Source organism: Paraburkholderia sp. DD10, from assembly GCF_049177125.1.
Classification (GTDB): Bacteria; Pseudomonadota; Gammaproteobacteria; order Burkholderiales; family Burkholderiaceae; genus Paraburkholderia; species Paraburkholderia terricola.
On the sequence record NZ_CP185393.1, the window covers coordinates 446,704 to 460,150 of the forward strand.

14 protein-coding genes are annotated in these 13,447 nt (G+C 64.2%); 6 read left to right on the plus strand and 8 right to left on the minus strand.

Annotated features, from left to right (window positions below; genetic code table 11):
• Positions 1-3: 3 nt before the first annotated feature.
• From ACOCG7_RS17385 to ACOCG7_RS17395, 3 genes are read left to right on the plus strand one after another with little or no spacing between them, the layout of a single operon-like run.
• Entirely contained in the window at positions 4-1,158 is a 1,155-nt protein-coding gene (locus ACOCG7_RS17385; RefSeq protein ID WP_421379234.1) for an acyl-CoA dehydrogenase family protein, read from the plus strand.
• Between the two features lie 36 nt (positions 1,159-1,194).
• Complete coding sequence (locus ACOCG7_RS17390; protein ID WP_073432431.1) at positions 1,195-1,653, plus strand: MaoC family dehydratase; 459 nt, start codon at positions 1,195-1,197, stop codon at positions 1,651-1,653.
• On the plus strand, positions 1,650-2,126 hold the full coding sequence (locus tag ACOCG7_RS17395) for a MaoC family dehydratase (protein ID WP_073432430.1): 477 nt from the start codon (positions 1,650-1,652) through the stop codon (positions 2,124-2,126). The genes ACOCG7_RS17390 and ACOCG7_RS17395 overlap by 4 nt, the downstream gene beginning before the upstream one ends.
• A gap of 116 nt (positions 2,127-2,242) precedes the next feature.
• Here the strand turns inward: ACOCG7_RS17395 and ACOCG7_RS17400 are convergent, their stop codons facing one another.
• The 6 genes from ACOCG7_RS17400 to ACOCG7_RS17425 all read right to left on the minus strand — a co-directional run bounded on the left by ACOCG7_RS17400 (position 2,243) and on the right by ACOCG7_RS17425 (position 8,620).
• Positions 2,243-2,944 (minus strand): glutathione binding-like protein, encoded by a 702-nt coding sequence (locus tag ACOCG7_RS17400; protein WP_073432429.1) that lies wholly within the window; start codon positions 2,942-2,944, stop codon positions 2,243-2,245.
• Between the two features lie 130 nt (positions 2,945-3,074).
• The gene (locus tag ACOCG7_RS17405) at positions 3,075-4,334 is read right to left on the minus strand and encodes an acyl-CoA dehydrogenase family protein (RefSeq protein ID WP_073432428.1); all 1,260 of its coding nucleotides are present in this window, start codon (positions 4,332-4,334) and stop codon (positions 3,075-3,077) included.
• A 69-nt stretch (positions 4,335-4,403) separates the two neighbouring features.
• Positions 4,404-5,510 (minus strand): phosphotransferase, encoded by a 1,107-nt coding sequence (locus tag ACOCG7_RS17410; RefSeq protein ID WP_073432427.1) that lies wholly within the window; start codon positions 5,508-5,510, stop codon positions 4,404-4,406.
• Positions 5,511-5,530: 20 nt separating this feature from the next.
• On the minus strand, positions 5,531-6,247 hold the full coding sequence (locus tag ACOCG7_RS17415) for a histidine phosphatase family protein (RefSeq protein ID WP_073432426.1): 717 nt from the start codon (positions 6,245-6,247) through the stop codon (positions 5,531-5,533).
• Positions 6,248-6,278: 31 nt separating this feature from the next.
• A complete protein-coding gene (locus ACOCG7_RS17420; RefSeq protein ID WP_073432425.1) occupies positions 6,279-7,067 on the minus strand; it encodes an oxepin-CoA hydrolase, alternative type in 789 nt (262 codons plus the stop codon).
• A complete protein-coding gene (locus ACOCG7_RS17425; RefSeq protein WP_073432446.1) occupies positions 7,064-8,620 on the minus strand; it encodes a 3-hydroxyacyl-CoA dehydrogenase in 1,557 nt (518 codons plus the stop codon). The genes ACOCG7_RS17420 and ACOCG7_RS17425 overlap by 4 nt, the downstream gene beginning before the upstream one ends.
• A gap of 127 nt (positions 8,621-8,747) precedes the next feature.
• On the opposite strand from ACOCG7_RS17425, the gene ACOCG7_RS17430 reads away from it, so the two are divergent.
• Complete coding sequence (locus tag ACOCG7_RS17430) at positions 8,748-9,395, plus strand: glutathione S-transferase family protein (RefSeq protein ID WP_073432424.1); 648 nt, start codon at positions 8,748-8,750, stop codon at positions 9,393-9,395.
• A 121-nt stretch (positions 9,396-9,516) separates the two neighbouring features.
• Here the strand turns inward: ACOCG7_RS17430 and ACOCG7_RS17435 are convergent, their stop codons facing one another.
• Complete coding sequence (locus tag ACOCG7_RS17435; protein WP_073432423.1) at positions 9,517-10,689, minus strand: pyridoxal phosphate-dependent aminotransferase; 1,173 nt, start codon at positions 10,687-10,689, stop codon at positions 9,517-9,519.
• 136 nt (positions 10,690-10,825) lie between these two features.
• On the minus strand, positions 10,826-11,323 hold the full coding sequence (locus ACOCG7_RS17440) for a putative toxin-antitoxin system toxin component, PIN family (RefSeq protein ID WP_073432422.1): 498 nt from the start codon (positions 11,321-11,323) through the stop codon (positions 10,826-10,828).
• A 57-nt stretch (positions 11,324-11,380) separates the two neighbouring features.
• On the opposite strand from ACOCG7_RS17440, the gene yaaA reads away from it, so the two are divergent.
• Together yaaA and ACOCG7_RS17450 are read left to right on the plus strand one after the other, a co-directional pair.
• Entirely contained in the window at positions 11,381-12,211 is an 831-nt protein-coding gene (gene yaaA, locus ACOCG7_RS17445) for a peroxide stress protein YaaA (protein ID WP_114162138.1), read from the plus strand.
• Positions 12,208-13,362: a M14 family metallopeptidase gene (locus ACOCG7_RS17450; RefSeq protein ID WP_114162139.1), complete on the plus strand. Its 1,155-nt coding sequence runs from the start codon at positions 12,208-12,210 to the stop codon at positions 13,360-13,362. The genes yaaA and ACOCG7_RS17450 overlap by 4 nt, the downstream gene beginning before the upstream one ends.
• Positions 13,363-13,447 lie beyond the last annotated feature (85 nt).

The following is a 13,447-nucleotide window of genomic DNA, read 5'->3' on the forward strand; positions in this document are numbered from 1 at the left end:
CGCATGGACTTCAACTTCAACGACGAACAGCAGCAATTCGCCGACGCGCTGCGCCGCTATCTGGACAAAAACTACGGCTTCGAGGCGCGTCAGGCGATCGTGCGATCGGAGTGCGGCGTGTCGGAGGCACATTGGGCAGCCTTTACCGAACTGGGCCTGACCGCCTTGCCGGTACCTGAAGCCCAGGGCGGTTTCAACGGCGGCCCGATCGACATGCTGGTGGTCATGCAGGAGCTGGGCCGCGCGTTGGTGGTCGAGCCGTATTGGGCGACGGCGGTCGGCGTCGAGGCGTTGCGCCTCGCGGGCACGGGCGGGGGCGAAGACGCGTCGCTGCTCGCGCGCGTGGCCCAGGGCGAGATCAAGCTGGCAGTCGCCTTTCATGAACCGCACGCACGCTACGATCTGTGCGAGATCGGAACGGTTGCAACGGCCGCAAGCGGGCAAGGCGGGCAAGGCGGGCAAGGCGAGCAATACACGCTGAGCGGCACGAAGTCGGTCGTGCTGCATGGCGCACAAGCCGATTACTGGATCGTGCCGGCGCGCCTGAATGGCGAAATCGCGCTCTTCGTCGTGGCGCGCGAGGCGGCCGGCGTCACGCTGACCGACTACCGCACGATCGACGGCCAACGCGCCGCGACGCTCGAGTTCAACGGCACGCCCGCGCGCCGGCTCGCCGGCAAGCACGCCGGCGCGGCGGCGCTGGAACATATCGCTGACTACGGCACAGTGCTGCTGTGCGCGGAGGCTATCGGCGCGCTCGACGCGCTGAACCTCGCCACCGTCGACTACACGAAAACGCGCCAGCAGTTCGGCCAGCCGATCGCGCGTTTTCAGGCCTTGCAACACCGCATGGTCGAGATGCTGATTCACGCCGAGCAGGCGCGCTCGATCACGTACCTCGCCGCCATGCGTTACACCAGCGAACACGCCGACGAACGCCGCCGCGCCGTCTCCGCGGCAAAGGTGCGGGTCGGCCAGGCCGCGCGTTTCGTCGGCCAGCAGGCGGTTCAGTTGCACGGCGGCATGGGCGTCACGAACGAGGTGGCCGCGGCGCATCTGTTCAAGCGTCTTGCTATCATCGAAACCACATTGGGCGATGTCGATCACCATCTCGCGCGGTTCGCCGCGCTGCCCGGGTTTGTCACCGCCGAAGCCTGATCAGCCGGTCGAATCGGATAAGAAAGAGGTGCGACGATGGGTTTGAGTTTCGAGGACATGGTTGTCGGCACGACCACGGAGATCGGCAAGCACACGTTCACGCGTGAAGAGATCATCGCGTTCGCGGAGAAGTTCGATCCGCAGCCGTTTCACCTGGACGACGCCGCGGCCGCCGAGTCGCCATTCGGCGGATTGGTGGCAAGCGGCTGGCATACCTGCTCGGTCATGATGGGCATGCTGGTGCGCAACGCGATAGCGGGGTCCACGTCGATGGGCTCGCCCGGCATCGACGAGATCCGCTGGTTAAAGCCGGTGCGCGTCGGCGACACCATCACGATGATGAACGCCGTGCTCGACAAGCGCGTCTCGGCGAGCAAGCCGGATCGCGGCATCGTGTCGACGCAGTGGGAAGGGATCAACCAGCATGGCGAAACGGTGATAACCGTGCGCTCGAAGGCGTTGTTCGGGCTGCGCAATCCGGGCGCCGCGTCGTGACGGGCAGCGCGGCGTCCGCCGCGACGTTCGGCACGGCAGCGGCCTTACGCGCGCTGGTAGGCGCCGAGCCGCTCGTGAGCGAATGGTTGACGGTCGATCAGGCGAGCGTCGATCGTTTCGCCGACGCTACCGGCGATCATCAGTGGATTCACGTCGACTCCGAACGGGCGCGGCGCGAGTCGCCATTCGGCGGTCCGGTCGCGCATGGATTCCTGACGCTCTCGCTGATTCCGGTCCTGCTCGAAAAGACGGTGGCGCTCGAGCAGCGCATGGGCGTCAATTGTGGATTGAACCGCGTGCGATTCACGTCGCCGGTGCCGGTCGGCTCGCAGTTGCGCGCTCACTTCGCCGTGGCATCGGTCACGGATATCGACAGCGACGGCGTGCAAGTCGTGTGGAATGTGACGTTGGAACGGCAGGGCAGCGAGCGGCCGGTCTGCGTCGCGGAATTCATCACGCGGCATTACTTCTAGCCGGCGTTCGGCTCGCCGCACAGATTCGCAAAAAAGCGCGAGCGGCACGAATGCCGGCTCGCGCTTTTCACTGACGCTGTCAGCGGACTGACGAGCCGCCAGCACCGCGCACGAAACTAATGTTTCGCGTATTGCGTCGCGCCGAACAGAATCTCTTTGGCCTTGTCGTCCATCAGCGCCTTGCGGGCGGACGCCAGTACTTCGACGCCGCGCACCACTGCCGGACGCGCGGCGATCGCTTCATGCCAGCGCTTCACATTCGGAAAGGCATCCAGTTCGATGCCCTGGTTTTGCCACGAGCGTGTCCACGGAAACGCGGCGATATCCGCGATCGTATAGTCGTTGCCGGCGAGGTACTGCGTCTTGCCGAGTTGCGTATCCATCACGCCGTACAGGCGCCGCGTCTCGTTCGTGTAGCGATTGATCGCGTATTCGATCGGCTCCGGCGCGTAGACGCGGAAGTGGTGCGTTTGTCCGAGCATCGGGCCGAGCCCGCCCATCTGAAACATCAGCCATTGCAGCACCGAATAGCGCGCAGCGGGGTCGGTCGGCAGAAACTTGCCGGTTTTCTCGGCGAGATAAATCAGAATCGCGCCCGATTCGAACAGCGCGAACGGCTTGCCGTCGGCGCCTCTGGGCCCTTCGGAGTCGGTGATCGCCGGGATCTTGTTGTTGGGGCTGATCGCGAGAAACTCGGGATTGAACTGATCGCCCGCGCCGATATTCACGCCGTGCACGGTGTACGCGAGGCCCGTCTCCTCGAGCATGATGTGAACCTTGTGGCCGTTCGGGGTCGCCCAGCTATAGACGTCGATCATCGTGGCTCCTTTCTATCGTGAAAGCGGCGCCGCAAAGGGCGCCGCTGGTGACGAAAATTAGAGCATAGATCACACGATGCTGCTGGCCGCGCCGCGAGCACAGCCTAGCCGCCGATGCGAGACTTCAACCTCAAACGCGCGTGACCGGCGTCTCCACGGCAGCCGTTGCGCCGGCATCCAGGTAGCGCGCCAGTTCGAGCTTGGCGATCGCGTTGCGGTGAACTTCGTCCGGACCATCGGCGAAGCGCAGCGTTCGTGCCGATGCGTACGCATACGCGAGCGGAAAGTCATCGCTGACGCCGCCGCCGCCGTGCGCCTGAATCGCCCAGTCGATCACCTGGCACGCCATGTTCGGCGCGACCACCTTGATCATCGCGATCTCGCCGCGCGCGCCCTTGTTGCCGACGGTGTCCATCATGTACGCGGTCTTCAGCGTCAGGAGGCGCGCCTGTTCGATCATGCAACGTGCCTCGGCGATGCGCTCCTGCGTGACGCCTTGCGCCGCGACCGGCTTGCCGAATGCGACGCGTTGCAGCGAGCGTTTCGACATCAGTTCGAGCGCCCGCTCGGCAAGACCGATCAAACGCATGCAGTGATGGATGCGTCCCGGTCCGAGGCGGCCTTGCGCGATCTCGAAGCCGCGGCCCTCGCCGAGCAGCAGGTTGGTGGCCGGCACGCGCACGTTTTCGAGCGTGATTTCCATGTGGCCGTGCGGCGCGTCGTCGTAGCCGAACACGCTGAGAGGGCGGTGCACGGTGACGCCGGTGGCGTCGGCGGGTACGAGAATCATTGACTGCTGCTGATGGCGCGGCGCCTCGGGGTCGGTTTTTCCCATCACGATGTAGATCTTGCAGCGCGGATCGCCCGCACCGGACGACCACCACTTGTGGCCGTTGATCACGTAGTAATCGCCGTCGCGCACGATGCTCGTCTGGATATTGGTCGCGTCCGACGATGCCACCTCGGGCTCCGTCATCAGGAACGCCGAACGGATCTGGCCTTGCAGCAGCGGTTCGAGCCATTCGCGCTTGTTGTCCTCGCTGCCGTAGCGCTCGATCGTTTCCATGTTGCCGGTGTCGGGCGCGTTGCAGTTGAACACTTCCGGCGCCCAGGGCACGCGGCCCATGATCTCGCATAGCGGCGCGTATTCGAGATTCGTGAGACCGGCGCCGCGCACCGATTCCGGCAGGAACAGGTTCCACAAACCGGCGTCGCGCGCCTTCTGTTTGAGTTGCTCGATCAGTTCGGTCGGCAGCCATGCGTTGCCGTTCTCGCGATTACGCGCGATCTCCGCGTAGAACGCCTGCTCGTTCGGATAAATGTGCTCCTCGAAGAAAGCGAGCAGTTTCTCGCGCAGCGCCTGAACCTTCGGGGTGTAATCGAAATTCATGTATGACCTCGCGGATAACGGATGACAGTGTTCGGCAGCAGATGCAGTGCAACCGGTACGCGGATACGCTTAGCGCACCTTCTGCGCATAGCGCCAGGCGAGTTCGGCCATCGGCTTCGCGCGACGGCCGGCGTCGAGCGCCTGCGCGCTGGCCGCCGTGCCGTCGACGACGCGCTTCATGATCCCCTGCAGGATCGCGGCGATGCGGAACATGTTGTACGCCAGATAGAAATTCCAGTCGCCGTGAATCTCGAAGCCGGTGCGCTGGCAATAGCGCTCGACATACCGTGCTTCGTCGGGAATGCCGAGAGCGGCCCAGTCGAGGCCCGCAATGCCGCGGAATTGCGCCGGATCGACGTGCCACGCCATGCAGTGATAGGCGAAGTCGGCGAGCGGATCGCCGAGCGTCGACAATTCCCAGTCGAGCACGGCGAGCACGCGCGGTTCATGAGGATGGAAGATCAGATTGTCGAGCCGGTAGTCGCCATGCACGATCGACGCGCGCTCGCCGGTTTCGGCCGGCATATGCTGCGGCAGCCATTCGATCAGGCGCTGCATCGCGTCGATGGGCTCGGTTTCCGACGCGACGTACTGCTTGCTCCAGCGGCCGATCTGGCGCGCGAAGTAGTTGCCGGGTTTGCCGTAATCGGCGAGACCCACGGCCGCGACGTCGACGCTGTGCAGCGCGGCGATCACGCGATTCATTTCGTCGTAAATGGCCCCGCGCTCCGCCGGCGTCATGCCGGGCAAGGACTGATCCCACAACACGCGGCCTGCGACGAACTCCATCACGTAGAACGCGCGGCCGATCACGCTTTCGTCCTCGCACAAGGCGAGCATTGCCGCGACCGGCACGTCGCTGCCGGCGAGCGCATGCATCACGCGGTATTCACGCTCGACGGCGTGCGCGGACGGCAACAGCTTCGCAGCGGGGCCGGGCTTCGCACGCATCACGTAGGAACGGGACGGCGTGACCAGCTTGAACGTGGGATTGGACTGGCCGCCGGCGAATTGCTCGACGGTGAGCGGCCCGGCAAAGCCGTCCACATGCTTCGACAGCCACGCTGCGAGCGCGTCGCTGTCGAAGCGTTGCCGCTCATTGACCGGGCGCGTGCCCTCGAAGGCGGAGTAATCCGGTTTGCGCTCTGGTTCGCCGCTCTGTGTGGCTTGCACCATGTGTCTCCTCCGGTTCGGATTCAGCTACGCTTGTATTGAATGAATTGTGCGTAGAGGATTTCCATCGTCGTATTGCGGATGTCGCGATGCAGCGGCGACGGCGGTGAATAGTTGATCGTGCGCAGCACCCAGTCGCGCGGCGCGGCGCCGACGTCGAGCGCGTTGATGCAGCCGGTGGCCTGCGCGAGATGGCCGAAAAACGTCCGGCCGCCCGCAGTGATCGCATGCGACAGGATCGCGCGATTCACGCCGCCATGCAGCACGAGCAGCACGGTATCCCACGACGTGTCCTCGCGCAGCGCGGCCACCGCGGGCAAGACGCGATCGAACAGCGCGCCGATCGTCTCGCCTTCGAGAAAGCGCGTGCTTTCCGGCACGATGCCGTCGAACACGCCGAGAAAAGCCGCTTCGATATCCTGTAATGGAACGCTGCCGAGCTTGCCGCCGCGAATCTCCTGCCATGCGGGCTCGACTTCGAGTTCGATCTGCTGGCCCGTCTCGGCCAATACGCGCTGGGCGGTTTCGATGGTACGCGGCAAACCGCTGACGATCACCCGATCGAACCGGACCTGCTGCTCCGCGAACACGCGGCCCGCGGCGCTCGCCTGCTCGCGGCCGTTCGCATTCAACGGTACGGTTTCAGGATCGATGGTGCGGCCGGAATCGTCGAAGTAGGTGACGTCGCCATGACGCATCAGAAAGATGCGGCGGCGTTTGGGCAGTTGATAGTCAGGCATTGTCTTCGTTCACCCTTGGTTCACACTTCGTTCACTTGTACACGGGCGCGCGCTTTTCCAGGAACGCGGAAATTCCTTCAAGGCCATCCCGGTGATGCAGTGACGCGACAAAACTGTCGCGCTCCGCGACCAGATGTTCGGCGAGCGGCTGCGCGCCGGCCGCGCCGATCAGCCCTTTGATGCGCGCAATCGAATTCGGCGAAATCTTGCCGAGTTCGTCGGCCCATGCGACGGCGGCGTCGCGCACGGCGCCGGTCTTCGCCAGCTTGTTGACCACGCCGAGCTCGTGCAGGCGCGCGGCGCCGATCGGCTTGCCTTCGATCAGCACCTCGGTTGCCAACTGACGCGGCAAGGCTCGGGCGAGAAACCACGAGCCGCCGCCATCGGGTGTGAGGCCGACGCGCGCATACGACATCACGAATTTGGCGTCGTCCGCGGCAACGATCAGGTCGCACGCGAGCGCAAGCGAGAATCCCGCTCCGGCGGCGGCGCCGTCGACCGCGGCGATCACCGGCTTGGACGACAGGCGCAGCGCCGAAATCCATTCGCCCAGAAGATCGATGCTTTGCGCTTGCACGGACGGATCTTTCGCGCGGTTTTCCAGCAAGCGGTTCAGATTGCCGCCCGCGCAAAAAAAGTTGTCGGCGCCGGTAATCACGACGGCGCGAATCGACGGATCGCGCTCCACGGATTCGAGCGCCTCGATGCCCGCCGCGTACATGTCGGGATGCAGCGCGTTGCGCGCGCCGGGATTCGACAGCGTGAGAACGAGCGTCGATTCGCTTTCGGTCGGGCGCGAGGTCAGCAGTTCGGCGCTCATTGTTGCGCCTCCGTTGGGCTGTCGGCGGCGTCGCGTTGTGTCAGCGGCATGCCGAGTTGCGCGCGCCGTGCGAGCCAGGGCGACGGCCGGTAGCGCGGCTCGCCGAGCACGCTGAAGATGTTGCGCAGGATCGTGAGGATGGTTGGTGCGCCGAGTGCGTCGCCGAGAGCGAGCGGTCCGCGCGGATAGCCGAGGCCGAGCATCACGGCGAGGTCGATATCTTCGGGCGTGGCGATCTGTTTTTGCGCGATGTCGCAGCCGATATTGACGATCGTCGCCACCACGCGTTGCGTGACGAAGCCGGTCGAGTCGCGGATCACGGTGACGGGAATGCCGTCGGCGGCGAACAGCGCATGGGCGGTGTCACGCGCGGCGCGGCGGGTGGCGGGCGTGGTCATCAGCGTGCGGCGTTGCGCGCCGACGAGCGGGAAGAGGGCGTCGATCGCGACGACGCGGGTGGCGTCGAGCGCTTCGTCGACCGCGGCGGTGGTTGCGTCGTGACCGAACGGCGTGACGACGATCAGGGAATCCGCCGCCGGCGTGGCGCCGTCGTCGAGCTTCACGCCGGCATGATTCACGAGTTGCGCGACGGCTTCATAAGCTTGCGGATAGCGCTTGCTGATCCACACGCTTTGGGGCAGTTCAGTTGGCGCGGGCGCTTCGGCGGGGACTTGCTGCTTGCCGTCTTCGTAGCGGTAAAAACCTTCGCCGGTCTTGCGGCCGATCAGCCCGCCCGCGAGCCGCGTGCCGGTGATCGGCGACGGCGTGAAGCGCGGCTCTTCATAGAACTGGTGATAGATCGACTCCATCACCGGATGCGACACGTCGAGCGCGGTCAGATCGAGCAGTTCGAACGGTCCGAGGCGAAAGCCCGCCTGTTCGCGCATGATGCGGTCGATGTCGGCAAAGCTCGCCACCCCTTCGCCGGCCACGCGCAGGCCCTCGGTGTTCATGCCGCGGCCCGCATGATTCACGATGAAGCCGGGCATGTCTTTCGCGCGCACCGGCGTGTGGCCCATGCGGCGCGCGAGATCCATCAGCGCGTCGCCTGCCGCCGGGTCGCCGCGCAGACCGTCGATCACTTCGACGACCTTCATCAACGGCACCGGATTGAAGAAGTGATAACCGACCACGCGCGACGGGTCGATGCAGCCCGCCGCAATCGCCGTGATCGACAGCGACGAGGTATTGGACGCGAGCACGCAACGGCCGCTCACCACGGTTTCGAGTTCGCGGAACAAGGCCTGCTTCACGTCGAGCTTTTCAACGATCGCCTCGATCACGAGATCGCAACCGGCCAGATCGCCGACGGCCTGCGCGCCGCTGACCTTCGCCAGCGCGGCGGCCGAGCGTGCCTGATCGAGCTTGCCTTTGGCCGTCAATCTGGCGAAAGTCTCGGCGAGATAATCGCGCGCGGCGCCGGCCGCGACGGGGTTCGCGTCGTAGAGACGCACTGACAGGCCGGCCAGCGCGGCAATCTGCGCAATGCCGCGGCCCATTGCGCCGGTTCCGACAATGCCGATGGTTTCGATGCTGAAATTGCGAGAGGTCATTGTGATGCTCGACTCCATGGTTATTTTAGATTAGCACGCTCGTGCAATTTACCGGATGATTGGTCGACGGTCGCCGCTTTCACTTTGACGAGCGGCTTCAAACCACCCGAAGAACAGGAGACACCCGATGATCAAGCTGTGCGGTTTCGCGCTTTCCAACTACTACAACAAAGTGAAGTTCGTGTTGCTCGAATACGGCATTCCGTTCGAGGAGGTCTTCGTGCTGCCCAGCCAGGAAGAGACCATGCTCGAACATTCGCCGCTCGGCAAGGTGCCTTATCTTCAGACCGAAGACGGCGATCTGTGCGAGTCGCAATGCATCGTCGAATATCTGGCGGCGCGTTTTCCCGACAAGGCGATTTTCTCCGCGGATCCATGGGAAGCGGCCAAGGAACGCGAGTTGATTACGTTCGTCGACGTGCATCTCGAACTTACCGCGCGCAATCTCTACAAGGAAGCGTTCTTCGGCGGCACGGTGACGGAGGCGACCAAAGGGCGCGTGGAAAAACTGCTCGTGCATCACCTCGCGGGCTTCAAGCGGATTGCGAAGTTCGGACCGTATTTGCGCGGCGAGCGGTTCAGTGTCGCCGATGCGGCGGGCTATGTGAGTTTGCCGCTGGTGGGTATGGCGACGCAGACTGTCTACGGCCGCGATTTCCTGCTCGACGCCGGCGTGGACTGGAAAAGCTACGTGAAGGCGATCAACCCGAGGCCGGCCGCGCAGCGTGTGACCGAGGACCGCAAGGCGTACATCGCGGCGTCGCGTCCCGGCTGACGCATGAGCCTGCTGATGTAATGAGCGCCGATCAAACGAGCCACGGCATGCAGCGCACGCCTTGGCCGTTGCGCGCGATGGCGAGGAACGCAGGTTCGTTCGCGGCATCGCGCGGGGCATCCTAGAGCCGCGCCAGCCGGTCGAGCGCGGTGGCGAGGGTGCTCTCCTGCTTGGCAAAGCAGAAGCGCACCACGCCCGATTCATGCGCCTCGTGATAGAACGCCGAGACCGGGATCGCCGCGACGCCGATCTCGCCGGTCAGCCATTGGGCGAATTCGGCTTCGGGCTGATCGCTGATCGCCGAATAATCGACGCACTGAAAGTACGTGCCCGTGCACGGCAGCAGCTTGAAGCGCGAATTCGCGAGACCGCCGCGGAAGAAGTCGCGCTTCTTCTGATAGAACGCGGGTAGCTCCAGATAGGGCGCCGGATCTCTCATGTAATCGGCGAGGCCGATCTGCATCGGCGTGTTGACCGTGAACACGTTGAACTGATGCACCTTGCGGAACTCCGCGGTGAGGGCGGCCGGCGCGGCCACGTAGCCGACCTTCCAGCCCGTCACGTGATACGTCTTGCCGAAACTCGACACCACGAAGCTGCGCTGCGCCAGTTCAGGGTAGCGCGCGACGCTCTCGTGCGGCGCGCCGTCGTAGACCATGTGTTCATACACTTCGTCTGAGAGGATCAGCACGTTGGTGCCGCGCACGATCTCTTCGAGCTTGCGCATGTCCTCGGCGCGCCACACCGTGCCGGTCGGATTGTGCGGCGTGTTGATCAGCAGGAGCCGCGTTTTCGGCGTGATCGCGGCGGCGAGCTTGTCGAACGGAATCGTGTAATCGGGCGCCTCGAGCGTGACGAAAACCGGCTTGCCGCCGGCCAGTTCGATCGACGGCAGATAGCTGTCGTAAGTCGGCTCGATCACGACGACTTCGTCGCCGGGGTGCACCGTGCAGAGAATCGCGGTGAGCAACGCTTGCGTGGCGCCCGCGGTGACGGTGATTTCCGTGGTGGCGTCATAGCGGCGGCCGTACAGGTTCGCGATCTTGTCGGCGATTGCCTGACGCAGCGGCGCGACACCGGCCATCGGCGGGTACTGATTGTGGCCGTCGCGCATTGCGTTCGCGACCGCGTCGACGATGCGCGGATCGCAGCCGAAGTCAGGAAAGCCCTGGCCGAGATTCACCGCGCCCTTTTCGGCGGCGAGCGCGCTCATCACGGTGAAAATCGTCGTGCCGACGTCGGGCAGGCGAGACGGAAACGTGGGACTCGTGGGCGTGTCGTGCGGTGCATTCATGGCGCTGTCCGAAGCGTGGGCGAGTGGGTGGGCGAATCGAGCGAAAGGCGTCGTATGAAGCGGACGAAGCCTGATTGTAGGGAATCGCGGCGCGCTGTGCGCGCCAGGCGATCCATGTTGGCCATTCGGCCAAGGCTCATGCGGGTGCAGCCTCGCCGACGGCGTCCGCTGACACGCAGACCGAGGCCACGAACGGCGCCGGCTGAGCGATCTGAAAGCCGAAGTCGCGCGCGATCCGCCTCGCGAGCCTCAACACCGCGCGATCTTTCGAAACCAGCCAGTCGGCCTGCGCGGCATGCGCGAGTTCGAGGAACTTCTGGTCGTCGCGGTCCTTGCATTTGGGCAAGGGCTTCGCGTTCTCCGCGGGCGCGGCGGGCTCGACCAGTTGCGCGAGCCGCGCCACCACCGCGAGCGCGGCGGCCTTGTCCACATTCCGATGCACGAATTGCGGATAGTCGAGCACGTAGGTGAGTTCGGCGAGGCAGCGCGCATCGATCAGCGCGGCCAGCGCACCGTTTTCGAGCGCGGCGCGAATCGGCCGCGTGTGCGGGTCGTCGAACACGAGAATATCGATCCACACGTTGGAATCGAGGACGACGCGCAAGGCGCCGCGTGAGGCATGGGAACCGGGCATTCGTTACAATCTGGCTTTCGTCTTTGACCGCCAGGCACGGCGTGCCTGCAAGCCTCTATGATAATCGTTCTGTCGCCGGCGAAATCTCTCGACTACGACACCCCGCCGCACGTCAAGAAGCACACCATCCCCGATTTCGTCGACGAGGCAGCCGAATTGATCGGCGGATTGCGCCGTTTGTCGCCGCAGCAGATCGCATCGCTGATGGACATTTCCGATCAGCTCGCGCACCTCAATTTCCAGCGCTACGCGCAATGGTCGCCCACGTTCGGCACGCACAACGCCAAGCAGGCGGTGCTCGCATTCAACGGCGACGTGTATGAGGGCTTCAATGCGAAGACCTTGTCGTCGGCCGATCTGGATTACGCGCAGAAGCACGTGCGCGTGCTGTCCGGCCTGTATGGCTTGCTGCGTCCGCTCGATCTGCTGCAGCCGTACCGGCTCGAAATGGGCACGCGCTTCGCCAACCCGCGCGGTAAGGACCTATACGCGTTCTGGGGCGAACGGATCACGCAGGCTTTGAATGCGCAGCTAAGAAAGAAGGCCGCGGCGTCGCGCGTGCTGGTGAATTGCGCATCGGGCGAGTACTTCAAGTCGGTCAAGCCGAAGCTGCTGGAAGCACCTGTCATCACGCCGGTGTTCGAGGACTGGAAGGGCGGCCGCTACAAGATCATCAGCTTTCACGCGAAGCGCGCGCGCGGTCTGATGGCGCGCTACGCGGTCGAGAATCGCCTGAACACGCCGGAACAGCTGAAGGATTTCGACGCCGAGGGCTACGCATTCGACGCCGAAGCCTCGAACGATTCCACTTATGTATTCCGCCGCCGCGTCGCCGACCAGGCGCGACTAGGCGACTGCCTCGCACACATGCAGGGAAGAACATCATGACGTTATCGATTACGAGCAATTTGGACGCGGGCGCGATCGAAGTGCTGTCCTGCGAAGACGCAGGCAATATACGGCTGCGCGTGCGGCCGGATAGCCACGCGGAGTTTGCGCAGTGGTTTTATTTCCGCTTGTCCGGCGCGGCGGGCGAGCGCTGCGTGATGAGTTTCGAGAATGCCGCCGCGTGCGCCTTTGCCGAAGGCTGGCGCGATTATCAGGCGGTCGCGAGCTATGACCGGGTGAACTGGTTTCGCGTGCCGACCTCGTATGACGGCCGTGTGCTGAGGATCGACCATACGCCGGATTTCGACCGCATCTATTACGCGTATTTCGAGCCGTACAGCGAGGAACGTCATTTGGAGTTTCTCGGCGCGGTGCAGCAGATGCCGCAGGCAACGCTCACGGAGCTGGGCGCGACCGTCGAAGGTCGGCCAATGTCGCTGCTTACGCTCGGCACGCCGCAGACCGGTGATGTGCCCAAGAAGAAAGTCTGGCTGATCGCACGCCAGCACCCAGGCGAGACGATGGCCGAATGGTTTATCGAGGGTCTCGTGAAGCGCCTCGTGGGCTGGGGCGATTGGGCGGGCGACCCGGTCGCGCGCAAGCTTTACGATCATGCTGTGTTCTACATCGTGCCGAACATGAACCCGGACGGCAGTGTGCACGGCAATCTGCGCACCAATGCGGCCGGCGCGAATCTGAATCGCGAGTGGATGGAACCGGACGCCGCGCGCAGCCCCGAAGTGCTGGTGGTGCGCGACGCGATTCACGCAACCGGCTGCGACCTGTTCTTCGATATTCACGGCGACGAGGCGCTGCCCTATGTGTTCGTGGCAGGCTCCGAAATGCTGCCCGGTTTCACCGAGCGGCAGGGACAGGAGCAGAAGGCGTTCATCGAGGCGTTCAAGCAGGCGAGTCCTGATTTCCAGGACAAATATGGCTATGCCGCGAGCAAATATCGCGAGGATGCGCTAAAGCTGGCTTCGAAATATATCGGCAACGAATTCGGTTGCCTGTCGTTGACGCTGGAGATGCCGTTCAAGGACAACGCCAATTTGCCCGACGAACGGGTGGGCTGGAACGGCGCGCGCAGTGCCTCGCTCGGCGCCGCGATGTTGCAGGCGATCCTGCGGCATGTGGAGACGTTCGTTTAAGCCGCGCGTTGCAAGAAAAAGAGGCACGCACTGCAGAGTGCGTGCCTCTTTTTTATTGCGGTGCCTGAACGACCGGTGGAGCGGG